This is a genomic window from Mycobacterium shottsii (assembly GCF_010728525.1).
In the GTDB taxonomy this organism is placed as follows: Bacteria; Actinomycetota; Actinomycetes; order Mycobacteriales; family Mycobacteriaceae; genus Mycobacterium; species Mycobacterium marinum.
In genome coordinates this window covers 2,295,963-2,318,765 of record NZ_AP022572.1, presented here as the reverse complement: position 1 = coordinate 2,318,765, position 22,803 = coordinate 2,295,963, and the positions used below count along the sequence as shown (strand labels likewise).

Annotated in this window: 22 protein-coding genes and 2 pseudogenes; 16 read left to right on the top strand and 8 right to left on the bottom strand. The window is 64.9% G+C overall.

The features are described from left to right. Positions 1–420: 420 nt before the first annotated feature. The 6 genes from G6N41_RS10945 to G6N41_RS10920 all read left to right on the top strand — a co-directional run bounded on the left by G6N41_RS10945 (position 421) and on the right by G6N41_RS10920 (position 5,203). Positions 421–636 carry a hypothetical protein gene (locus G6N41_RS10945; protein ID WP_198968062.1) on the top strand — a complete coding sequence of 72 codons (216 nt, stop codon included), beginning with the start codon at positions 421–423 and terminating at the stop codon, positions 634–636. Positions 637–708: 72 nt separating this feature from the next. Further along, positions 709–990, top strand: a complete 282-nt coding sequence (locus tag G6N41_RS10940) for a hypothetical protein (protein WP_198966675.1) — start codon at positions 709–711, stop codon at positions 988–990. Continuing rightward, positions 966–1,127 (top strand): hypothetical protein, encoded by a 162-nt coding sequence (locus G6N41_RS10935; RefSeq protein WP_198913342.1) that lies wholly within the window; start codon positions 966–968, stop codon positions 1,125–1,127. Before G6N41_RS10940 ends, G6N41_RS10935 begins: the two co-directional genes overlap by 25 nt. A 5-nt stretch (positions 1,128–1,132) precedes the next feature. After that, on the top strand, positions 1,133–1,681 hold the full coding sequence (locus tag G6N41_RS10930) for a hypothetical protein (protein WP_231608476.1): 549 nt from the start codon (positions 1,133–1,135) through the stop codon (positions 1,679–1,681). A 220-nt stretch (positions 1,682–1,901) separates the two neighbouring features. Then, positions 1,902–2,330 (top strand): MmpS family transport accessory protein, encoded by a 429-nt coding sequence (locus G6N41_RS10925; protein WP_198967356.1) that lies wholly within the window; start codon positions 1,902–1,904, stop codon positions 2,328–2,330. Next, positions 2,327–5,203 (top strand): MMPL/RND family transporter, encoded by a 2,877-nt coding sequence (locus G6N41_RS10920; protein ID WP_198967355.1) that lies wholly within the window; start codon positions 2,327–2,329, stop codon positions 5,201–5,203. Before G6N41_RS10925 ends, G6N41_RS10920 begins: the two co-directional genes overlap by 4 nt. On the opposite strand, the gene G6N41_RS10915 is transcribed toward G6N41_RS10920, so the two are convergent. From G6N41_RS10915 to G6N41_RS10890, 6 genes are read right to left on the bottom strand one after another with little or no spacing between them, the layout of a single operon-like run. Next, positions 5,117–6,448 carry an NtaA/DmoA family FMN-dependent monooxygenase gene (locus tag G6N41_RS10915; protein WP_198967354.1) on the bottom strand — a complete coding sequence of 444 codons (1,332 nt, stop codon included), beginning with the start codon at positions 6,446–6,448 and terminating at the stop codon, positions 5,117–5,119. The two genes, G6N41_RS10920 and G6N41_RS10915, sit on opposite strands and share 87 nt — an antisense overlap. After that, positions 6,445–7,563 (bottom strand): LLM class flavin-dependent oxidoreductase, encoded by a 1,119-nt coding sequence (locus tag G6N41_RS10910; RefSeq protein WP_198967353.1) that lies wholly within the window; start codon positions 7,561–7,563, stop codon positions 6,445–6,447. Before G6N41_RS10910 ends, G6N41_RS10915 begins: the two co-directional genes overlap by 4 nt. Continuing rightward, the gene (locus G6N41_RS10905) at positions 7,560–8,666 is read right to left on the bottom strand and encodes an LLM class flavin-dependent oxidoreductase (RefSeq protein ID WP_198967352.1); all 1,107 of its coding nucleotides are present in this window, start codon (positions 8,664–8,666) and stop codon (positions 7,560–7,562) included. Before G6N41_RS10905 ends, G6N41_RS10910 begins: the two co-directional genes overlap by 4 nt. Further along, positions 8,663–9,169 (bottom strand): GNAT family N-acetyltransferase, encoded by a 507-nt coding sequence (locus tag G6N41_RS10900; RefSeq protein ID WP_198967351.1) that lies wholly within the window; start codon positions 9,167–9,169, stop codon positions 8,663–8,665. The genes G6N41_RS10905 and G6N41_RS10900 overlap by 4 nt, the downstream gene beginning before the upstream one ends. A 20-nt stretch (positions 9,170–9,189) precedes the next feature. Then, positions 9,190–9,327 (bottom strand): hypothetical protein, encoded by a 138-nt coding sequence (locus G6N41_RS10895; RefSeq protein WP_198967350.1) that lies wholly within the window; start codon positions 9,325–9,327, stop codon positions 9,190–9,192. 14 nt (positions 9,328–9,341) lie between these two features. Continuing rightward, positions 9,342–9,722 (bottom strand): DUF3054 domain-containing protein, encoded by a 381-nt coding sequence (locus G6N41_RS10890; protein ID WP_198967349.1) that lies wholly within the window; start codon positions 9,720–9,722, stop codon positions 9,342–9,344. Positions 9,723–9,757: 35 nt separating this feature from the next. On the opposite strand from G6N41_RS10890, the gene G6N41_RS10885 reads away from it, so the two are divergent. The 9 genes and pseudogenes from G6N41_RS10885 to G6N41_RS29990 all read left to right on the top strand — a co-directional run bounded on the left by G6N41_RS10885 (position 9,758) and on the right by G6N41_RS29990 (position 19,628). After that, a complete protein-coding gene (locus G6N41_RS10885; RefSeq protein ID WP_198967348.1) occupies positions 9,758–10,945 on the top strand; it encodes an acyl-CoA dehydrogenase family protein in 1,188 nt (395 codons plus the stop codon). 11 nt (positions 10,946–10,956) lie between these two features. Continuing rightward, positions 10,957–12,105, top strand: a complete 1,149-nt coding sequence (locus tag G6N41_RS10880) for an acyl-CoA dehydrogenase family protein (RefSeq protein ID WP_198967347.1) — start codon at positions 10,957–10,959, stop codon at positions 12,103–12,105. A 49-nt stretch (positions 12,106–12,154) separates the two neighbouring features. Continuing rightward, a complete protein-coding gene (locus G6N41_RS10875; RefSeq protein ID WP_198967346.1) occupies positions 12,155–13,396 on the top strand; it encodes a serine hydrolase domain-containing protein in 1,242 nt (413 codons plus the stop codon). A 3-nt stretch (positions 13,397–13,399) separates the two neighbouring features. Beyond that, positions 13,400–14,050, top strand: coding sequence for a hypothetical protein (locus G6N41_RS10870; protein ID WP_012392649.1), 651 nt, complete (start codon positions 13,400–13,402; stop codon positions 14,048–14,050). Positions 14,051–14,415: 365 nt separating this feature from the next. Further along, on the top strand, positions 14,416–15,930 hold the full coding sequence (locus G6N41_RS10865) for a methyltransferase domain-containing protein (protein WP_020731674.1): 1,515 nt from the start codon (positions 14,416–14,418) through the stop codon (positions 15,928–15,930). Further along, positions 15,927–16,415: an aspartate 1-decarboxylase gene (locus G6N41_RS10860; protein WP_198967345.1), complete on the top strand. Its 489-nt coding sequence runs from the start codon at positions 15,927–15,929 to the stop codon at positions 16,413–16,415. The genes G6N41_RS10865 and G6N41_RS10860 overlap by 4 nt, the downstream gene beginning before the upstream one ends. Then, complete coding sequence (locus G6N41_RS28460) at positions 16,415–16,792, top strand: gamma-butyrobetaine hydroxylase-like domain-containing protein (protein ID WP_231608930.1); 378 nt, start codon at positions 16,415–16,417, stop codon at positions 16,790–16,792. The genes G6N41_RS10860 and G6N41_RS28460 overlap by 1 nt, the downstream gene beginning before the upstream one ends. A gap of 9 nt (positions 16,793–16,801) precedes the next feature. Beyond that, positions 16,802–17,548 (top strand): TauD/TfdA family dioxygenase, encoded by a 747-nt coding sequence (locus G6N41_RS28455; RefSeq protein WP_336282413.1) that lies wholly within the window; start codon positions 16,802–16,804, stop codon positions 17,546–17,548. Then, positions 17,545–19,628: pseudogene (locus G6N41_RS29990) on the top strand (choline/carnitine O-acyltransferase). Before G6N41_RS28455 ends, G6N41_RS29990 begins: the two are co-directional and overlap by 4 nt. Here the strand turns inward: G6N41_RS29990 and G6N41_RS10845 are convergent. After that, entirely contained in the window at positions 19,526–20,716 is a 1,191-nt protein-coding gene (locus G6N41_RS10845) for an MFS transporter (RefSeq protein WP_198967344.1), read from the bottom strand. The pseudogene G6N41_RS29990 and the gene G6N41_RS10845 overlap by 103 nt on opposite strands. Before the next feature lie 329 nt (positions 20,717–21,045). Further along, positions 21,046–21,186: a hypothetical protein gene (locus G6N41_RS10840; protein ID WP_198967343.1), complete on the bottom strand. Its 141-nt coding sequence runs from the start codon at positions 21,184–21,186 to the stop codon at positions 21,046–21,048. Positions 21,187–21,359: 173 nt separating this feature from the next. On the opposite strand from G6N41_RS10840, the pseudogene G6N41_RS10835 reads away from it, so the two are divergent. Further along, positions 21,360–22,775, top strand: a pseudogene (locus G6N41_RS10835) (NAD(P)/FAD-dependent oxidoreductase). Positions 22,776–22,803: the final 28 nt, after the last annotated feature.

The window sequence follows — 22,803 nt, the reverse complement described above, 5'->3', positions numbered from 1 at the left end:
GCGAAATGCGCAGAAAGACCACCAACACGATCGCGTCGGCAGGCCCGGAGGCGCTGGCAACACCGCGGTGGCCGACGTGGATCTAGGCGATTGCGGTAGGTCATCATCGCGGCACACCTCATAAATTCATCGCGACATGCATAAACAGAAAATTCGTCGCCGAGTGTATATCACACACTCCGGTGCATCCACAATCCCCCCCTCGCCCCAAAACCACCACCACTAAGCGCCGCTCGTACCACGCCGCCCGGCGCGATGCCCCTACCGCCCCTGCGCCAATCAACTCTTACACCGCCCTTGGCGCTCGCGGCAAGTCACCGGCAAGCATCACGAAAAATGCCCGCGAAGCGCCCTCGGTGGATCACGTAAAAATGCCCGCGAAACGGTCGATCCTTGGCAGGCATGGGAAGTGGGCTGTCGATGTCGTCTCGGGCCGAGATCACCGCGAAGTTCGCCAGGGCGTATGTGGGGGCGCCGAAGGCGGACAAGGGGCAGATTCTGGATCAGGTGGTGGCGGTCACCGGCTGGTCGCGTGACAACGCCCGGCGGCGGTTGAGGGCGGCGGCCGCGCCGCCGGGAGCGGGTCGGCAGGTCGCCAAACGGACTCGCCGGCAACGCAATCCGAAGTACTCCTAGGATGCGCTCAAGGTGTTGCAGAAGGTGTGGGCGGCCTCAGGCGGGCAGTGCGGCCGGTACCTGGCCGCTTCCATGGCACTTCAGTTGGATGCTCTAGAACGCCACGGCGAACTGGTGGACGGCCGTGACCGTTACGGCCCGGCGGTGCGTGCCGAGCTGTTGGCGATGAGCAGCGCCACGATCGACCGCTACCTGCGCGGCGCCAAGGCCCGCGACCAGATCTCGGGTGTGTCGACGACGAAACCCTCCCCGCTGCTGCGGTCCTCGATCACCATCTGCAAAGCAGGCGATGAGGCCGAAGAATCTCCGGGTTCTTCGAAGGCGACACCGTGGCGCACTGCGGCCCGACACTGAAAGGTGAGTTCGCCCGCACGGTCAACCTCACCGACATGCACATCGGCTGGGTGTTCACCCGCACGGTGCGCAACAACGCCCACCCCCACATCCTGGGCGCCCTCAAAACCGGAATTACTAAAATCCCTATAAGGTAACGGGTTTGGACTTCGACAACGGCACCGAATTCCTCAATAAGGCGGTCATCAAGTGGGCCGCGGACATGGAGATCTTCTTCACCCGCTCACGACCCTACAAGAAGAACGACCAGGCCACCATCGAGTCCAAAAACAACCACCTCGTGCGTCGCTACGGGTTCTACTACCGCTACGACACCGACGAAGAACGCGCCGTGCTCAACCGGCTGTGGCACCTGGTCAACGACCGGCTCAACTACCTGACCCCCACCATCAAACCCATCAGCTACGGCTGCAGCCGCGACGGTCACCGCCGCCGGCTCTACGACAAGCCCCAGACCCCCCTGGACCGGCTGCTGGCCGCCGGAGTCCTCTCAGCGGCCCAACAAACAGAGCTGCTCACCTACCGCAACAGCCTCAACCCCGCCGCGATCGCCCACCAGATCGCCGACCTGCAAGCCGCCCTGCTCAGACTCGCCAAAGACAAGACCGAACAGCTCTACCTCGCCGCCATACCCGCCGCTCTACCCGCCCTCAAAGCCGGCATCCGCATCAAAAGCAAGACCACCACCTGACCCCGATTTCGCGGGCATTCCTTACCTGATGCATGAACCAGGTTTCGCAGGCATCTTGACTTGATGCATCACGGTCACCACACAATTCGTAGGGGTAGCATAATTGCAGAGCCAGCGCACTGCAGCATGAATGGCGAAGTACCGAACACGTTGACTCCCCCGCGGTAGGGTAATCTCTCGTATCGCGATGCTGGCTAATGTGGCGTGACCAGGGAGTGCAATGATCGGCGTTATCAGGCGCATGTGGATACCGACCGTGATGATCATCGTTGTCGCGGTTGGGGCCGCCGTCGTTGTGCGACTACACGGAGCATTCGGCTCGCCTCGGAATCGGCCGGGCTCCAGCAATGCCGATTCGATTGTTGCATTTAATCCGAAACGCGTCCTATACGAAGTCACCGGCCCGCCAGGATCGTTGGCCACCATCAACTACCTGGACGCCGAGGCCCAACCACACGAAGTCACCAATGCGGCGATACCGTGGTCGCTTACCGTCGTGACCACACTTTCAGCCGTCATCGCAAATGTGGTGGCGCGAAGCGACAGTACATCTTTGGGTTGTCGCATCACCGTCAATGGCGTGGTCCGCGCCGAACGGGAAGTCGAGTCATACAACGCTCATACAAGCTGCCTGGTGAAATCGGCATGAGTTCCTTGAATTCAACCGGGTACCTACTTGGCGCCGCCCGGTGGGTGCGGAGATTGTCGCTGCCGATCGTCTTGTTCTGGGTGGGACTCGCCGTCCTCGTGAATGTCATCGCACCGCAACTGCAAGCGGTCGTCAAGGCGCATTCGGTGGCGCTGGGGCCACACGACGCTCCGTCGCTACTCGCAATGAAGCGCATCGGCAAGAACTTTCAGCAATTCGAGTCCGACACCATAGCGATGGTGGTGTTGGAAGTGCAGCACGAATTGGGCGAGGACGCGCACAGCTACTACGACAGGCTCGTCGGCAAGCTGGCACAAGACAAGATTCATGTCGAACATATCGATAACTTCTGGGGCGATACGCTCACCGCGGCCAGCTCGCAGAGCGCCGACGGCAAAGCCGCCTACGTCCAGCTCTATCTCGCCGGGGATCAGGGCGGCTCGCAAGCCAACGAGTCGGTCACCGCTGTGCAACGCATCATCGGCGACATGCCGCCGCCGCCCGGTATCAAGGCATATCTAACCGGCCCGGGCCCGCTAGGCGCCGATCGCGTCATCTACGGCGACCGAAGCCTGCAAGTGATTACCGGTATCAGCATCGCGGTGATCGCACTGATGTTGGCAATTACCTACCGCTCACTTTGGACGGTTCTTTTCACCCTACTGACGGTCGGGATTGAACTCATCACGGTCCGGGGCGTCATCGCGATGCTTGCCACCAACGGCTTGATGGACCTGTCGACGTTTACCGTCAATGTCCTAGTGGCACTGGCGATAGCCGCATCAACGGACTACATCATCTTTCTGGTCGGACGCTACCAGGAGGCGGTAACTGCTGGCCAGGATCGAGAACTGGCCTACTACACCATGTTTCGCGGCACTGGTCACGTGGTCCTGGCCTCGGGGCTGACCGTCGCCGGCGCGATGTACTGCCTGAGTTTCACCCGGCTTCCCTACTTTCAAACCCTCGCACTGCCGTGCTCGATAGGTCTGTTCGTGGTAGTCCTGGCCTCACTGACCTTCGCGCCCGCCGTGATCGTGCTCACCAGCCGCTTCGGTGCGTTCGACCCCAAGCGCGCGACCACCACCCGCCGCTGGCGACGCATCGGAACCATCGTGGTCCGCTGGCCCGGCCCGGTGCTGGTGGCCACCCTGCTGATATCGCTGATCGGGTTGCTCGCCTTGCCCAAGTACGAGACCAATTACGACGAGCGCCATTACATCCCCGCCGACGCACCCTCCAACATCGGCTACCGAGCGTCGGACCGGCATTTTCCACCAGCCCGCATGGAGCCAGAGCTTCTGATGGTCGAGGCGGACCACGACCTGCGCAACCCCACAGACATGCTGATCCTGGACAGAATCGCCAGAGGCATCTTCCACACCCCCGGCATCGCCCGAGTACAGGGCATCACCAGGCCGTTGGGTTCCCCCATCGAGCACAGTTCGATCCCGTTCCAGCTCAACATGCAAAGCGCGGTGACACTCGAGAACCTCAGCGACCTCAAAGAACGCGTCACCGATCTGTCCACGCTGACCGATCAGATTCAACGCATCATCGACATCACCCAGCGTCAGGAATACCTAACCCGACAGCTCACCAAGGCAAACCACGACATCACCGCTCATACCCGGCAGATGGAGCAGAACACCAACGAGTTCCGTGACCAACTCGCGGACTTCGACGACACGTGGCGGCCGATTCGAAACTATCTGCACTGGCAACGCCATTGCTTCGATATCCCGATCTGCGCGTCGCTGCGGTCCCTGTTCGACGCCATCGACGGTGTCGACAAGCTCAGCGAGGACGTCGGCGGTATGGCTCGTGCCACGGATCGAATCGACATGATCCAGCCACAGCTGCTCGCGCAACTACCCCAGTTGATCGCCACGATGCAGACCGTCAAAACGCTTGCCCAAACCCTGGCCAGCACCTTCTCGGCACTGGTCACTCAAATGGAGGACATGACCCGCAACTCGACCCAGATGGGCCAGGCACTGGACGGGTCAAAAAACGACGACTCCTTCTACCTGCCACCGGAAGCCTTCCAGAACCCAGACTTTCAGCGCGGACTGACGCTGTTCCTGTCCCCCGACGGCGCCTCGGCCAGATTCGTCATCACCCACATGGGTGATCCCGCTACCGCCGAAGGCATCTCACATATCGACAAGATCATGCTGGCCGCCGACGAGGCCGTGAAGGGAACGCCGCTGCAGGCGGCTCACATCTACCTGGCCGGCACCGCGGCGACATTCAAGGACATCCACGACGGCACCACGTATGACCTGATGATCGTGGTCGTTGCCGCGCTCTGCCTGATCTTCATCATCATGCTGGGCATCACCCGAAGCCCGGTCGCCTCCGCGGTCATCGTCGGCACAGTCGCCCTCTCGCTGGGCTCAGCGTTTGGGCTGTCCGTGCTCATCTGGCAACACATCCTGCATATGCCCTTGCACTGGCTCGTGCTACCGATGGCCATCATCGTCATGCTGGCCGTCGGTTCGGATTACAACCTGCTATTGGTCGCCCGGTTTCGGGAGGAAATCGGTGCCGGCCTCAAAACCGGCATGATTCGATCGATGGCCAGCACCGGGCGCGTCGTCACCACCGCCGGCCTGGTGTTCGCTTTCACCATGGGCTCGATGCTGTTCAGCGATCTGCGCGTGGTGGGCCAGATCGGCACCACGATCATGATCGGGCTGCTGTTCGACACCCTCGTCGTGCGATCGTTCATGATGCCCGCCGTCGCAACGCTATTGGGCCGCTGGTTCTGGTGGCCACGCCCACTAGCTTGGCAAACCCGCAAGCCCCAGATGGTCTCGCAGCGTCTGACCGGTGTAGGCAGTGCGAAAGGCGCCGCGCTCCTGCAGTAGCGGCACCACCCGGTCGACGAATTCATCCAGACCGTGCGGTGTCAGATGTGGCACCAGGATGAACCCGTCACAGGCATCGGCCTGGACGTAGCGGTCGATCTCGTCGGCGATGTGCGAGGGGGTACCGACGAACTGCTGACGGCTGGTCACCGCGATGACCAGCTCACGGATCGAGAGGTTCTCGGCCTGGGAGCGCTCGCGGTACCGGCGGGCGACGGCGACCGGATCGGCATGGCGGACCCGCCCCTGACTGATGGCGGCATCGGCGGTCGGGTCGATGTCGGGTAGTGAACCGTCCGGATCATGATCTGAGAGATCACGACCCCATACCTGCTCGAGCATCGCGATCGCGGTCGCGCCACTGACCTGCTGGTAACTGATCTGGCGGGCCTTTTCCCCCGCCTGGTCCGGGGTATCGCCGATGACAAAGGTTGCCGCCGGAAAAACCTTGAGCTGGTCGGGATCTCGCCCGTAGGACCGCGCCCGCCCTTTGACGTCGGCGTAGTAGCGTTGGCCGTCCTGCAATGACGGGTGCAGGGTGAACATGGCATCGGCATGCCTGGCGCCGAAAGCACGCCCCTGCTCGGAATCGCCGGCTTGCAACAACACCGGGTGCCCCTGCGGTCCCGCCGGCAGGGTGGCGAATCCACGCACCTCGAACTGCGGGCCCGAGTGTTCGACGCTGCGTATCCGCTCCGGATCAACGTAGTCGCCGTTCTCGATGTCGGCCAGCACCGCGCCGGGCGCCCAGCTGTCCCAGAACTTTCGGGCTACGGTCAAAAACTCCTCGGCCCGCTGGTAGCGGTCAGCATGATCGAGATAGCCGCCGCGCCGGAAGTTAGCCCCGGTGAAGGCGTCCGACGAGGTGACGATGTTCCAGCCGGCGCGCCCCTCGGACAAGTGATCCAGCGTCGCGAATTGCCTTGCCAATTCGAATGGTTCGTTGAAGGTCGTGTTGATCGTACCGGTCAGACCGATCCGGTCGGTGACCCCCGCCAGAGCTGCTAGCAGGGTAAAAGTATCGGGGCGTCCCACCACATCCAGGTCGTGCATTCGGCCACGGTGCTCACGCAGCCGCAGGCCCTCGGCCAAAAAGAAGAAGTCGAACAACCCGCGTTCGGCGGTACGGGCAAGGTGCACAAACGATTCGAACTCGATCTGGCTGCCCGCGCCGGGATCGGCCCACACGGTGGTGTTATTGACGCCCGGGAAGTGGGCGGCCAGGTGAACCGGTTTGCGGATCATGACCACAGCCCCCAACGCCGTGCAATCAGCTCATGGGAACGAAGTCGGTCTTGGTGCCCGTGCGTTACCGAGGTCACGACGAGTTCGTCCGCGCCGGCGACCCGCTGTAAGGCCAGCATCCGCTCGGTAACCTCGTCCGGGTTACCGACGAATTGCGTCGCCAGTCGATCGGACACCTCCGCAAGCTGGTCATCGGTCAGCGCGGCGCAGTCGTCGGGATCCGGGTAGGGGGCGGCGCTGCCAACAGCCCGAATCGAATACACCCAGTGGCCGTAGCTGGATGCCAACCGCCGCGCGGTCGCCGAGTCTTGGGCAACAACGATGTCGGCCGACACGACGACGTATGGGCGCTGCAGCGCCGCCGACGGAACAAACGCATCGCGATAGGTCTCGATGGCTTCCAGCGCGGTGGCCGGGGTGAGGTGATAGCTGGCCACGAAGGGCAGCCCCAGCGCGCCGGCGAACTGGGCGCTTCGCCCCTTGCTGCTGCCGAAGATCCACGGAGTAAGTGCCGCATTCTCACCCGGCACCGCATGTACGTCAAAACCCTCCGCCCGGTAGGTGCCGGCCAGCAGCGCGAGGATGTCGCCGACCTGCTCAGCGAAGTCGGGCGCGACGGCCTCGGGTTGCTGCAGGATCGCCATGGTGGCTTGGACCCGGCCGCCCGATATCAACGTACGCAGGTCGAACGGCGGCGGGATCACCACGCCATCGATTTCCCGCCACTCCCAAGCAGGTTGTGGGGCAAGGGATTTGGCTGGGTCTCTCGGCTTCACACCGCGTCGCTGCGCCGATCGGCCGACGCCCAGGTCGATCCGTCCGGGATGGAAAGCATCAAGCATGCCGAAGCTCTCGACGACCGCGGCCGCAGTGGTGTGGCTGAGTTGAACGGCCGCCGATCCCACCCGGATTCGATTGGTGGCCGCGGCGATTTGTCCGATCAGTACGGCCGGTGACGCACTGGCGACAGCCACAAAGTGGTGCTCGGCGACCCAAAAGCGGCGATAGCCCCACCGCTCGGCGTGCTGAGCCAGCTCGATGGTGTTGCGCAGCGCGGTCGCGGCAGTGCTGCCGGAGCTGATCGGCGACAGATCCAGGATGGACAGCGGGATCATCGGCTCACCGCCGCATAGCGGTTGGGCGCCGGGGGCAGGCCAAGTCGCTCCCGCAGTGTTTCGCTGTCCCGATAGCCGGTGCGGAAGCACCCCGCGCGCTGCAACAGCGGCACCACCTCGTCGACAATGCCGGCCAGGTCGGTGGCGTTGACGGCGGGCCGCAATCGGGCTCCGTCGATGCCGAGGCGTTGCCAATCCAGCAGCATCTCGACCAACTCGGTGGGGCTGCCCGCCCAGACCAGCGCATCAGATCTGAAGTCGGCGCCATCATGCAACGAAACCACCACGTCAGCAAACACTTTCAGCGCCGCACCGGTTGCCCGCACTTCGGCGAGGATGCTGCGCAGCGAGTCTTCGTCGGTGGGCGTCATGAACACGACGTCGGCGTTGGCCGCGGCAAATTCATAGATGGGCCCCGCATGCGCCAGGGCAGCCACCACCGGCTGGCCTTGCGGCGGGCGCGGGGTTATCGAGGGGCCCTTGACCGAGAAGTATGTTCCGACGAAATCGATGTAGTGCACCTTGTCCCGGTCGATGTATCGACCGGTGGTCACATCGCGGATGACCGCGTCATCCTCCCAGCTGTCCCAGAGCTTGCGCACCACTTCGACAAAGTCGCGGGCCTCGCCGAAAGCCTCGGCGGATGACTCGCCGCGGTGCACAATACGACGGCCGAACAGGGCCGCTTCGTGCGTCGTTGCGCTGACCCGAGCCTGCCAGCCCGCCCGGCCGTGCGAGACATAGTCAAGAGTGGCAATGGCTTTGGAGATATGGAAGGGCTCGGTATGGGTTACCGTGGCCACCGGAATCAGCCCGATGTGCCGCGTCAGCGGGGCAATGCGGGCGGCCACCAGCACCGCGTCGGCGCGCCCCGCCAGCCGCTTGGGGTCGATCCGCTCGCGGCGGCCCGGCTGCGGCATCAAGGTGTCGTCGATGGTGAGGAAGTCGAGCAGCCCGCGTTCGCCTGTGATCGCCAGATCGGCCCAGTAGTCACCGCTAAGCACCGACCGGGTCTGTGCGTCGGCGGCCAAAGTCGTTTGCCATGCCTGCGGGTGCCACCCGTACCCGTCCAGCGCCACGCCCAGATGCAGCGGGCGCGTCATGGCAGCACCTTGCCGAACGCGATGGGCAGAACCGGGCCCTCCGAAGGCAGCGGTGCAGGCAGCCGGGTGTATCCGCAAGCCCGGTAAAGCTCTTCGGCCTCCGGCTGACGATTGCCGGTCACCAAATAGACCTTCCGATAGCCGCGATCGGCGATCTCGCCCTCCAACCTGGCCAGCAATGCTCGAGCGTGTCCGCGGCGGCGATGTTCGCGGTGCGTCCAGATGCGCTTGAGTTCGGCCGTGTCAGGGTCAAGTCGGCAAAATGCTCCGCCGGTGACCGGGCGCCCATCCTGCAGCCCGATCAGCATGCCGCCATCGGGCGGGGCGAACTCGAGCGCCGCGCCGTCCTGCAGCCAGGCCAGCACGGCGGGCGGCTCGACACCGTATCGCTGCGCGTATTCGGCGGCCAGTTCCGTCAGCAACGGCCGAGCCAGCGGATCCCCCAGGGCCACCGGGACAAATCGCAGCTCGACGGCTCCGGTTGGCTGGGTGGCTTCGGGCATCGGTTATAGCTCCAACGCTTTCACTCGCCGCTAGTCCAAGAGCCGAGTGGGGGTGCGATCAGGTCCATGGGTGGGCGCACCGCCCTGGCGGTAGCGCCGAAGATCGCGGTGATCCCGGCACCGGTGGCCGCACCCCGCTCCTCGCCCGTCCGAACCATCAGACTCGGCTTCGTCAGGCATTCGGGCGGTGTCGCAGACTGAGCCCGGCGACCGCCCGCCAGCCGAGCAACAGCACCGCGGTGACCGACGATGCCACTATGACGAAGCTGGTAGCCACACCCGCCGAACTGGCCTTGCGCAACGCCATCCCGACGGTGACGGTGGATACCCACACGATCACCCCGGTTGGAGCCACGCTGGTAGGTCGGCGCCAGCCGCGCGCCACCAGCCAACCCAGGATGGTCCCGGTGAGAAACGGCCAAGCCGTGCTGGCAACGCCTCCGATGGTGACGCCTTCGGCATGACTGCGGCGACCGACGGCACAAGAAACCAGTACCCCGACGATGTCGGCGGCCAGCCAACCCAGCCAGGAGAGCCCGCGGCGTGGTTGCATGCAGCGAGACTACCGGGCCCAGGCAGGATTGAGTCATGAGCACCGAGACATCGCCCACCTTCGACCCGCACGACCCGCTCGGACTGGATGCTTCGCTATCCGACGACGAGATCGCGGTCCGCGACACCGTAAGAAAGTTCTGCGCCGAGCACATCACTGCCCATGTCGCCGAATGGTTCGAGAACGGGGACTTGCCCGCCGCGCGCGACCTGGCCAAGCAGCTGGGCGGACTGGGCCTGCTCGGAATGCATCTGCAGGGCTACGGCTGCGGCGGCGCGTCGGCCGTCCACTACGGCTTGGCGTGCCTGGAATTGGAAGCCGCCGATTCCGGGATCCGGTCGCTGGTATCGGTGCAGGGATCGCTGGCAATGTTCGCGATCGCGCACTTCGGCTCCGAGGAGCACAAGCAGCGGTGGTTGCCGCCCATGGCCGCCGGTGAGCTGATTGGCTGCTTCGGCTTGACCGAACCCGACGTCGGTTCCGACCCGGCCGCGATGAAAACCCGGGCGCGCCGCGATGGTTCGGATTGGGTGCTCAACGGCCGCAAGATGTGGATCACCAACGGCTCGATCGCCGACGTGGCGATCGTGTGGGCCGCCACCGAGGGGGGAATCCGCGGCTTCGTCGTGCCCACCGAAACGGCCGGCTTCGCCGCCAACACCATCCACCACAAACTGTCCCTGCGGGCATCGATCACCAGCGAGTTGGTCCTCGACGATGTGCGGTTGCCGGCCGAGGCGATGTTGCCCGGCGCGAGCGGCATCAGGGGACCGTTGACCTGCTTGTCGGAAGCTCGCTACGGAATCGTCTGGGGAGCGATGGGCGCGGCGCGTTCGGCCTGGCAATGCGCGTTGGACTACGCCAAAGAACGCACCCAATTCGGCCGTCCCATCGCCGGGTTTCAATTGACCCAGGCCAAGCTGGTCGACATGGCGGTCGAACTGCACAAGGGGCAGCTCCTAGCGCTACAGCTCGGCCGCTTCAAAGACAGTGTCGGCCTGCGGCCCGAGCAGGTCAGCTTCGGCAAGCTCAACAACACCCGGGAGGCGATCAAGATCTGCCGGACCGCCCGAACCATACTGGGCGGCAACGGAATTTCGCTCGAATACCCGGTAATTCGGCACATGGTCAACCTGGAATCGGTATTGACCTACGAGGGCACACCCGAGATGCATCAGCTGGTGCTAGGGCAGGCTTTCACCGGTCTGGCCGCCTTCCGCTGAGCCGGTCCGCGATGACCTCCCGGCCCGAGTACACACCCGAGCATCACCAGTTCCGGCAATTGGTCCGCGATTTCGTCCACCGCATCGTCGTCCCGGCCCACGAAACCGGGGAACGCCGGGGGCAGTGGGATCGGGCACTGTTCACCGAAGCCGCGAGGCTGGGGCTGCTGGGGTTCTCGGTTCCGGAACGGTTCGGCGGACCGGGAGTGAACGACTTCCGCTACAACGCGATCGTCATCGACGAACTGCAGCAAGCCGGCGCCGCATCCGAAGCCATCGCCTTCACCCTGCAAAACGATGTCGTGCTGCCCTATCTCACCGACCTGACCACACTCGAACAGCAACAACGCTGGCTACCCGCCGTGGTGACCGGTGACACCGTGCTCGGCATCGCGATGACCGAACCCGGCGCCGGCAGCGACCTGGCCGGCATCCACACGACAGCGGTACGAGACGGTTCGCAGTACGTTGTCAACGGCGCCAAGACATTCATCTCCAACGGTCAAAGCGGCGACCTGTTCGTCATCGCGGTGCGCACCTCACCGGAACGCCACCAGGGGCTCTCGCTGCTGGTGGTGGACGCGACCACACCGGGCTTTCACCGCGGCCGCAGTCTGGAGAAGATCGGCCTGCACGCCCAGGACACCAGCGAACTCAGTTTCACCGATATGCGGGTTCCCGTGGAGAACCTGTTGCAGAACGAGGGCATGGGGTTCTACCAGCTCATGCGGAACCTGCCGCAGGAGCGACTGGCCTTGGCAGTGGGCGCGGTCGCCGCCGCCGAAGGCATCTTGGCCGAGACTCTGGACTACGTGCGGCAGCGCAAAGCCTTCGGTTCGCCGATCGCCAGCTTTCAGCACAGCCAGTTCCTGCTGGCCGAACTAGCCACTGAGATCGACATCGCCCGAACCTATCTCGACGACTGCCTGGCCCAACACCTCGCCGGCGAGCTGACCGCCGCCCGCGCGGCACGGCTGAAATGGTGGACCACCGAACTTCAGGTGCGTACCGCAGACCGCTGCCTACAACTGCATGGCGGCTACGGCTATATGCGGGAATACCGGGTGTCGCAAGCATTTGTCGATGCCCGCATCCAGACCATCTACGGCGGCACCAACGAAATCATGAAGACCATCATCGCCAAGGACTTGGGTATCTGAAATACCCCGAAATCGGTGTGGTCGGGTGGGTTGCGGTAGAACAAAGCACATGCTAATTCTGCGGCGAGTTGCTGGTGTGGTGTTCGGCGTCTGTCTTTTGGCAGGGTGCGCGGCGCTGCACCCACCGCAACAATCCTCCGCACCGACCGGACCGGACGGCAAGGGCACCAAGGCAGATGCGGTGATGAAGGTCGTCCGTGGCTTCATGGGGCCAGCTCACCTGCGGTCGGTGATCGTTCGAGTCAGCGTGGACGGCAAGGAGATCGTCACCGAGGCCGTGGGCGATTCGATGACCGGTGTACCGGCCAGCACCGACATGCACTTCCGCAATGGCGCGGTCGCCATTTCCTACGTGGCGACGCTGTTGCTCGAGCTGGTCGACGAACACAAACTGAGCCTCGACGACAAATTGTCGAAGTGGTTGCCCGATTTTCCGCACGCCGACCGGGTCACTTTGGGCCAACTCGCCCAGATGACGTCGGGGTATCCGGACTACGTCCTGGGTAACGATGAATTCGGCGACGCGCTTTACGCCGACCCGTTCCGGCAGTGGACACCCCAGGAGCTCCTTGCACAGATATCCTCGCGGCCATTGCTCTACGAACACGGCACGAACTGGAATTATGCGCACACCAACAACGTGCTGTTGGGGCTGGCACTGGAGAAGGCCACCGGCCAACACATGGCGACGCTGCTGAAACAGAAGGTGCTTGCGCCACTAGGGCTGACTGCCACCGCCAACTCCGAAACACCCAGCATCCCCGACCCGGCCCTGCACGCGTTCAGCGCGGAGCGTCGCGCGTTCTTGAAAATCCCGGCGGATACCCCATTTTCCGAGGAGTCGACGTTCTGGAATCCGTCCTGGACCATCACCCACGGAGCCATCCAAACCACCACTATCTACGACATGGAGGCCACGGCGGTAGGCATCGGTTCAGGCAAGCTGCTCTCGGCGGACTCCTACCAGAAGATGGTGTCCACTGCGCTGCGTGGCAAGACCCGCGCCCAGCCCGACTGCCCCACCTGTTTCGAGCAAAGCGAGGGTTACACCTACGGCCTGGGGATCGTCATCTCCGGCCACTGGTTGCTGCAGAACCCCTTGTTCTCCGGGTACGCGGCCGCCGAGGCGTACCTGCCATCGCAACGAGTCGCGATCGCCGTCGCCCTCACCTACACCCCCGAGGCCTTCGACGACGAGGGCAACTACCCCAACCAAGCGGATATCTTGTTTCGCAAGATCGCCGCGGCACTAGTCCCCGATGACGCCCCACCGATGCCGCCAGGGAGATAGCCAATGAAAGTTGTCGCACCTCGGATCAGATGCATTGCCACCGTCGCCACCTGCGTCCTGTCGCTAGCCACGTTGGCGGTGCCGGCCACAGCGGCGGCCGATCCGACCGTGACGCTGCCGCCGATGACTTCAACCGGCAGCGGACCGATCATCGGCGGCGGCAGTACATCGCTTGGGCAGCTGATCTCGCAGCAACTGATCAGCTTCGACAAACCTGACATCCAGGAGGTCGACGGCTCCGATGCCGCGCAATTCGTTGCGGCCGCGGCCGGGGTGGACGACCGTGAACTTGCCTCCGTTTTCCTGCTGCTGCAACGGGCGTTGGGATGCCAGCCGGACCCAGCAGGATCTGGTACCGGATTCGGGGCCCGCGCCTACCGTCGCAGCGACGGGCAGTGGGGTGGAGCGATGCTGGTCATCGCCAAGAGCACCGTCACCGACGTCGACGCCCTCAAGGCCTGTATCAAGTCCGGTTGGCGCCGGGCCACCGCGGGCGGACCAGATTCGATGTGCAACAGCGGTTGGACCTATCCCCCCTTCACCGGCCGCCGCGGCGGCGAAGGCTACTTCGTCTTGTTGGCTGGAACGGCCTCGGACTTCTGCAGCGTGCCCAACGCCAAATACCGAACCACGGCCAGCTCCTGGCCGATGTGACGCCGAACTGAGGGGATCGGCCACCGCCGGGCGGTCCGGTACCCCATACCCGTACTAGGAATTTGGCGGCTACGACGCCCGCCCGCCACACTCATCGCGGCAGGTGGCCCGAGGGCACACCCTCAGACCGGCGCTCGACAACCGGTGCCGAGGCCAGGAGAACCTGCCCGCACGTTTCTTGAGACATTCGGCTATAAAAATTGACATTGTCGTATCAAATTAGACATTCTCGTTTCGAGATTTTCGATATGACTTCAATGTCTAATCATTTGACTAATAGTATGAATTCCCTATTCGTGATGTCAGCGAAACCATTCATTGAAATACTGCTGCCCAAGTCAGCGAAACACGGAGGGTACTGTCAAATGTTGAATGCATTATCGCCAGACGCGCAACAGGAATCGGGTGCCGCCTGCGCCATCCCCTCCAGCGGCGGAGCCCAACCCCAGTCCAGCACGGAGTCGGGCGGGCCCGCGAGTCACGACTACACCGACGCCATGACCCGTGACTTCTACGACCACGAGGACTCGACCTACCGCGGATTCTGGGATCCAGACGGCAGCCTGCACTGGGGTGTCTTCGAGGACGACGACACCGGGTTCATCGCCGGCTGCCAGCACTGGAACGAACAGATGCTGCGCGCCGCACGCATCGGGCCGCAGTCGCGAGTACTCGACCTTGGCTGCGGCAATGGGACCGTCTCCGCATGGCTGGCGCGACAAACGGGTGCACAGGTCACGGGAATCGACCTGAGCGCCGTGCGGATCGCCAACGCGCAACGGCTGGCGGCGGACAATCCGCAGTTGCAGCTCGAATTCATGGCCAGCTCGGCGTCGGCGCTGCCATTCGCCGACGGCACGTTCACCCACGTCTTCAGCCAGGCCGTCCTCTACCACGTGCACGACCGCGAGCGGGCGCTTGCCGAGGTCGCGCGGGTACTGCAACCCCAGGGCCTGTTCGTGTTCGACGATCTGGTGACACCGCAGCGCCCGGTGAGCGCGCTCGCCCGCGAGGTGGTCTACGACCGGCTGCTATTCGAGCCAACGTTCTCGGCCGACGACTACCGCAAGGCCCTCGCCCGGCACGGCTTCGTCGTCTACGAGACCCGCGACCTGAGCCCACACCTGGCGCAAAGCTACAAACTGCTGGCGGATCTGGCCGAGCCATCGTGTCCACGGCTGGCCACGGCCTACCGACAGATCCCGGAAGTCATCCAGGACGCGGAGGTCGGCTGGAGCTTCTTCCTCGGCAAGAAAGTCGTCGACCGGCTGGAGTGGATCTACAACAGCGATCCTGACCTCAGCCTCGAACAGAAATATGACGCCTGGGCCGAAAGCTACGACTCCGACCTGCGCGGTAACTATCAGGCGAATCCCCGTCGGGCGGCGGCGTTGTTGGCGGCGCACCTGCCCGAGCGCAGCGGACCCGTGCTCGATGCGGGTGCGGGCACCGGGTTGGTGGGCGAGGAACTGCACAAGCTCGGCTATGACAACCTGACCGCGCTGGATCGCTCACTCGGCATGCTTTCCCACGCGCGCGCCAAAAATGTCTACTGCCACGTGGTTCACGGCGCGCTGGCGGCAGCGCCAACCCTGTTTCCGGATCAACGTTTCGCGGCGATCGTCGCTGTTGGCGTCTTCACGTTCGCCCACGCCGGGCCGGAGGACCTCGCGGCACTGGACCGGGTCCTCGAGCCCGGCGGCTGGCTGGTCATCGCGGTGCGCGCCGACTACCTAGACCAACATCGCACGCTAGAAGAAACGCTCGCCAAACTCGGCTACCGGATCGAGGCACGCGACGAATACGAGATCTTTGACGCCGAGCCAATGGTCGCGCTCGGCTGCCGCAAGCCCATCGACGACGACGGCGCATCGCGATGAGCCGGATCAGACTGTTGCGCGCCAAGCTCCATCAGGTGCGGGTGACGCACCGCGAACGCGACTACGTCGGCAGTATCGCCGTCGACGTCGACCTGATGGAACAAGTCGGGATGCTGCCGTTGGAGGAAGTCGAAGTCGTCAACCTCGAGAACGGCAATCGGTGGTCGACCTACCTCATCCCGGCCGACCGTGGATCTTCGCGGATCTGCCCGAACGGGGGCGGGGCGCTGCTGTGCGAGCCGGGCGAGCGGTTGATCATCTTCAGCTACGCAACCATGCGCAGCGGCGCGCTACGTCGCCGCCCGCACGTCGCGCGGGTATTGCTCAGCGACGCCGATAACCGCGTTGAGAGCTTGTTCGAACAAGTCCTCGAGCAGGACGACGACCGTCTTCGATACAGCGTGCGCGGCTGTTATGGGGACATCCCGGCCCAGCCCGATCTGCTACTGCGCGCCGAAACACAGCTGCTCGACGGGCCGCACTGATGGACAGCGACGTGGTCCTCGAGGTCTCCCCGCTCGGATCGGTTCGCTTGGACTTCGATGGGCGATCAACCGAACTGAGCCCGTGGTGGCTGCGAAGCCAATGCCCCTGCCGGCATTGCCGAACCGAAAGCGGACAGCGCACCACGGCAGCGGCGGCGCAGGACACCCGGCTGGCCGAGCTGCGGCGTGGTCGAGGCCGGGTAGTCGAGGTCCTGTTCCGGGACGGACACCGCAGCACCTTTGCCGAAGAGGAGCTGATACGGCACGCGAACTGGCGCGAGCAACCACTGCCGTTCGGATTCGCCAGCAGATCCGCGCTTGGGCTCGAGCGGCGGCGCTGGGAACCCGACCCCGATGCGGCCACCATCGGTGACTAGCTCGGCGCCCTGGCGGACAACCGGGTTCTGGTGCTCGAGGGAGCCCCTACCCGGGTCGGAGTGGTAGGCCCGACGGCGGCCCGGATCGCGCCCGTCATGCCGACCATCTATGGCGACACCTGGCTGGTGCGGGTCGAAGACAGGCCGGTCAACATCGCCTATACCGCCTGCGCGCTGCCATTTCACCAGGACTTGTGCGCCTACGAGACGCCCCCCGGCCTGCAGCTGCTGCACTGCATCGAGTTCGACGCCGCGGTAACCGGCGGGCAGACCTGGTTCTGCGACGGACTGGCCGCCGCCGAGCGGGTGCGGGTCCAAGCACCCGACAACTTCGAGACGCTGTGTCAGGTATGGGCGACGTTTGCGACCGTGAATCGCCAACAGCACATGGTGGTCCGAAAGCCCCACCTGGTGGTCGACGATCGCGCCAATCTGGTCGGCATCAACTGGGCGCCCCCGTTCGAGGGGGCGTTCGCCGGCGACCCGGCCGACGAGGAGCGCTACCGCCGCGCCTACCAGACCTTCACCAGCGCCGTCGAGGACGGACCACGGCTGGCACTGCGGCTGCAGCCGGGCGAGATCGTGGTGTTCCAGAACCGTCGCACGCTGCACGCACGCCAGGCATACACCCAGCCGACCGCATCGGCCCGACGCGTGCTGGAGGGCTGCTACCTGTCGGCGGACGACGTCGCAAACCGATCTCAGATGCTGGCGCGGACCCGTCCGGCACCGGTGGGGACGGGGCCGACGACATGACCTACCTGGGTCTACGCATGGAACTACTGCGTCGGCTGCTCACCTGGCAGGGCTGGATGGACGCTCCGTCATCGCGGCGCACCAAAGCATGGGGGGCGGCGGTGCGCGCCCTGAGTCCGAACCAAAGCGGGCCAGGCGCACTCGACCGGTTCGAGCAGGTACTTCCGCGGCTGCCACTTCCGTCGATCGAGGAGACGCTGCAGACGTTCATCGCCTCGGTGGACCCACTGCTGGACGCCACCGGACGGGCCGAAGTGCGCGCCGCCGCGGACCAATTTCGCGGCAGTGACACCGCCGCATACCTGCAGGCCCGCCTCGAGACACGGCGAGCCCTGCACGAAAACTGGCTGGCGGAGTACTGGGAGCACTACGCCTACCTCATCGACCGCCGCTCGATGCTCTACAGCACCGGCTACACGGTCGACTCCCCGACGATGGCTCGCCTCGGCGTCTCCCAGCTACAGCAGGCCGCCATGACAACGGTGGCCTTACTCGACATTCGCCGCCGCCTCGCTGCGGGGCAGGTCGCGCCCCAGCGAATTCAGGGCGTGGTGCCGCTGTGCATGAAACAGCTCCGCAACTGCTATTCGACCGTTCGACTGCCCGGCATCGACGTCGACACCATCGAGCGCTTCGACGACCAACGCGCCATCGTGGTGCTGATCAACGGACACTTCTTCGAGGTCGGGGTGATCTTTGACGAGGGCCGACGCGACATCTCCTACCCGCAGCTGTTGGCGGCCCTAGAAGAGATCCAGCAGGTGGCCACCGCGCTGCCGCCCGGTCCATCGATTCCCGCCCTGACTCTGGAACAACGCGATGTCTGGTCCCGGGTGCGGGCGGGGCTGATCCGGGACGGCGGGGTCAACGCCGACAGTCTCGACCGCATCGAGCGGGCTCTGCTGGTCGTCATCCTCGATGACGCCGAGCCCGAGGGGCTGACCGAGCTGGGGCGCACGTCGCTGTGCGGTACCGGCGCCAACCGCTGGCTGGACAAGTCGATGAACCTTGTTGTGTTCACCAATGGGCGAACCGGCGGCATCATGGAGCACAGCAGAGGCGACGGCGAAGCGATGATGCTGCTGTGGGAGGAACGGCTGCTCTATGAGCGCCGCTTTGCCTCCGCGTTCGACCAGAAGCCGACGCCACCGCCATCGCCCCCGCGCCGCCTGGTGTTCGAGGTGACCCCACCCTGGACCGGGCCATCAGCGCTGCCGTCGCCAATGCCCGCACCCTGATCGACGACGTCGACGTCTACGCCGATGATCTCGGCGCCGCCGGGGCCGCGGCGATCAAGGCGGCGCGCTGCTCCCCCGATGCCTTCATACAGCTGGCGCTGCAGCTCGCTTATGGCCGCCTGCATCCCGACCGGGGACCGTGCCTTACCTATGAGACGGCCACCACGCGGCTGTTCGCGGCGGGACGAACGGAATGCTTGCGCTCGGCAACCGCCCAAAGTCGGGCCTTCGTGCTGGCGATGATGGACCCCACCTGCACCGGGGCCCGCCGCGCCCGCCTGCTCCGGGCCGCCGCCAGCGCCCACCGCGCCAATCGGCTGCAGGCGATGCGTGGACGAGGCTGCGATCGCCACCTCCTCGGACTTTTCATCGAAGCACTGCGCGAGGGCAAGGATGTTGCGCTGTTCGGCACGGACGCGTGGAGCCTGCCGTTCGAGCTCGCGACGTCACAATCACCCGTGCGCCAGACGGCCGCCTGGCGCCCGGAGAGCTCTTCGCGCGGGGTCGGGTTCCTGCCCATAACGCAAACGGGCTACGGCGTCTCATACGCCTTTGTCGGCGACGACGACGTGTACCTGTTCGTGAGTGCGTCCAACGGCTGCGACCAGACCTCCGCTCAGCGGTTCTGCGACGCCGTCGGGGCAGCCATGCGTGACATGCTGCGCGTCTTGAGCGGCCACGCCGAGCTGGCGACCCCCCGGCGCCCGCACCGGAATTACAGCTGCAGTGACCGACGCCCTCAGACATCGCTGACGGCTCGCCGGACCACTGCGGCGTGGACGAGTGCCGCCAGCACACCGCAGGTCAACGTCACAACGGCGATCAGCATCGCGGCATCTTGAAATGAGCGAAGGTCGGCCATCCAGCCGGCAAGCGGGCCACCTGCCACCGTGCCGGCACTGAAGGCGAGGTTGTAGGCGGCCGCGGCCGTCCCGGGCCGCTGGGCTCCCCCCGCCGACTCCATGGCATCGGCAAGGGCGGGCATGATCGTCGCGATCATCGCCCCGAGGCCGGCCCCCAGCAAGACCAACGCGGCCGCTTGGACGCCCACCGCCGACGGCACACCCATGACGGCCAAGGCGACACCGAGGGTGACCCAGCCCGCCGCCAGGACCGGCGCCCGGCGCCCGGCGTCTGATAGTCGGCCGGCGTACTGCCAGGTGACGATGAAGGCCACCGTGGTCAGCGCGAACAGCAACCCAACGGTTACCCCCGAGGCGTCGAAGCGGGCGACCAGGTCGATCGGCAGTGTTGCCTCGACGGCGCCCAGCGCGAGCCCCACCGCCAGGCCCGCCACCAACCACGGGACCGCCAGGCCCGGAAACGCCCGCTCACCGGACCACATGGCCGGCCCCGACGCCTGGCCGCCCGGTGCCTGCGGTAGCGACGCGGCCAGCGCGGCCACCGCCAGCGCGGACAACCCGGCCGCGCCTAGAAAGGGCGCGTGGGGTCCGCTGGCTTCATAGGCCAGGCCGCCCAACGCGGGTCCGAGAAGCGCGCCCAGCGCGGTACCGATGCTCGCCAGCCCCACCGCGCGACCGCGCTGCTCACGCGGGAATATCTCGACCAGGGTCGCGTAGCCCGCCACCCAGGTTGCCGCCGCCGCACCACCCTGCAGTACCCGGCAGGTCACGAGTCCGACGGGGCTGCTGGCGTAACCGAACGCGAGCGTCGCCAGCATCAGGATGATGGCCCCGGACAGGAACACCGACCTGCTTCCGCGACGATCGATCAGCCATCCGGCCACGGGGGTCAGGACGAAATACGCCAACCCGTAGCACGCGAAGACCACACCCACACCCAAGAACTCGAGCCAGGCGGGTTGGGCCAACCTCGGTAGTACCGGCACGACGATGCCATACACCAGCGTGTCGATGAAGAACGTGAAGCCGACGGCGGCTAGGACCACCAGCCGCGAGGAGTCGGTCATCGTCGCGGTGACCGGCTCAATCCGCCCGATCTGGTGGCACCACCCGGAACTTCGCGACTGCTGCCCCCGGCCTTCCGGCCCGGAAAGTGTCGGGCACCCGACCCGTGGTCGAGGCGAAGCCGCTTTTGAGCCGACCCGCTCGCTGTAGCGGTGACGCTGCTTTGATAACCGAGCAAGGAGCGTCACCACCATAAGAGAATATTGTCGTGGAGCGTCGGCATGGAAGTGGGGTTATCACCGAAAAGGATGCCCGAATGATGGGACAACGACCCGATCCGGAAATCCATTTCGTAAGCACTCCGTAAATTGCGTGTGACGCCATACCGCCGTCAGCCCAAATATCGGCACCACTCACCGGCCGGCAGCTGTCCGAGCATCTCCCCGAGCATCGATGAGCTGTCCTGGCCAGCAAGCCGCCGCAGTTTGTTGGACAGTCCCAGCTCGGTGCGGTGATGCCGGATTTCGGACATACCGCATACCCGTATGTGGGTGCGGCCAAAGGTCTCGGGCAGGCATGGGCGCGACTATCGCGCCCAGCATCGGCGGACGCCGCGGCCAAACGATCGACGTGGCCACGGCGGAGTCGTACGGTGTACATGCGCCGCAGTGATCACCACGGCTGACGGAGAACTGAAGGAGGACCATGACGCCCCCATCCAGCGAATCCTCGGCCGCAGGCAGGCGCCATCACGTCGTCATCATCGGAAGCGGATTCGCCGGACTGAGCGCGGCCAGGGCGCTCAAGCGGGCCGACGTCGACACCACCCTCATCTCGAAGACGACCACTCATCTGTTCCAGCCGCTGCTATATCAAGTGGCCACCGGGATCTTGTCCGAAGGTGACATCGCCCCGACCACGCGGCTGATCCTGCGCAGGCAAAAAAACGTGCGGGTCTTGCTGGGTGAGGTCATGGCCATCGACCTGAACGCGCAGACGGTCACCTCGAAGTTGATGGACATGACGACCGTGTCGCCCTATGACAGCCTCATCGTGGCGGCCGGCGCGCAGCAGTCCTACTTCGGCAATGACGATTTCGCCATCTTCGCCCCCGGCATGAAAACCATCGATGACGCGCTGGAGCTGCGCGGCCGCATCCTCGGCGCGTTCGAAGCCGCCGAAGTCGCCACCGATCACGACGAGCGCGAGCGGCGCCTGACCTTCGTCGTGGTCGGGGCCGGGCCCACCGGTGTCGAACTCGCCGGAGAGATCGTGCAACTCGCCGAGCGCACCCTGGCCGGGGCATTTCGGACCATTACCCCCAGCGAATGCCGCGTCATCCTGCTGGATGCCGCGCCAGTGGTGTTGCCGCCCATTGGCCCGAAGTTGGGCCTCAAGGCGCAGAAAAAGCTGGAAAAGATGGACGTCGAAATTCAGCTCAACGCGATGGTGACCGCCGTCGACTACAAAGGCATCACCGTCAAGGACAAGGACGGAACCGAGCGCCGCATCGACTGTGCGTGCAAGGTGTGGGCGGCGGGGGTGCAGGCCAGTCCGCTGGGCAAGATGATCGCCGAGCAGTCCGATGGAACCGAGACGGACCGCGCCGGACGCGTGATCGTGGAACCCGACCTCACCGTCAAGGGGCACCCGCACGTCTTCGTGATCGGCGACTTGATGTCGGTACCCGGCGTACCCGGGATGGCCCAGGGCGCGATCCAGGGAGCGCACTACGCCACCAAGACCATCAAGCAAGCGGTGAAAGGTCACGACGACCCGGCCAACCGCAAGCCATTCCAGTATTTCAACAAGGGCAGCATGGCACTTATCTCCCACTACAGTGCCGTCGCCAAAGTCGGCAAGGTGGAGTTCGCCGGCTTCATCGCCTGGCTGGCATGGCTGTTCCTGCATCTGCTGTAACTGGTGGGCCACCGCAATCGCGTCGCCGCCGCGTTCTCTTGGGGGCTGGCCTTTTTGGGCCGCACTCGCGGTCAGATGGCGATCACCAGCCAGATGGTCTACGCCAGATTGGCGATGCGCTATCTTCAGGCGCGGGCCGAAGAAGACGCGCTGTCGGCGGCCGAACACGCCGAACAGGCCGAGCAACGGGCGACCGGTTGATGCGGCGAAATTCGCCCTAGCACAACGG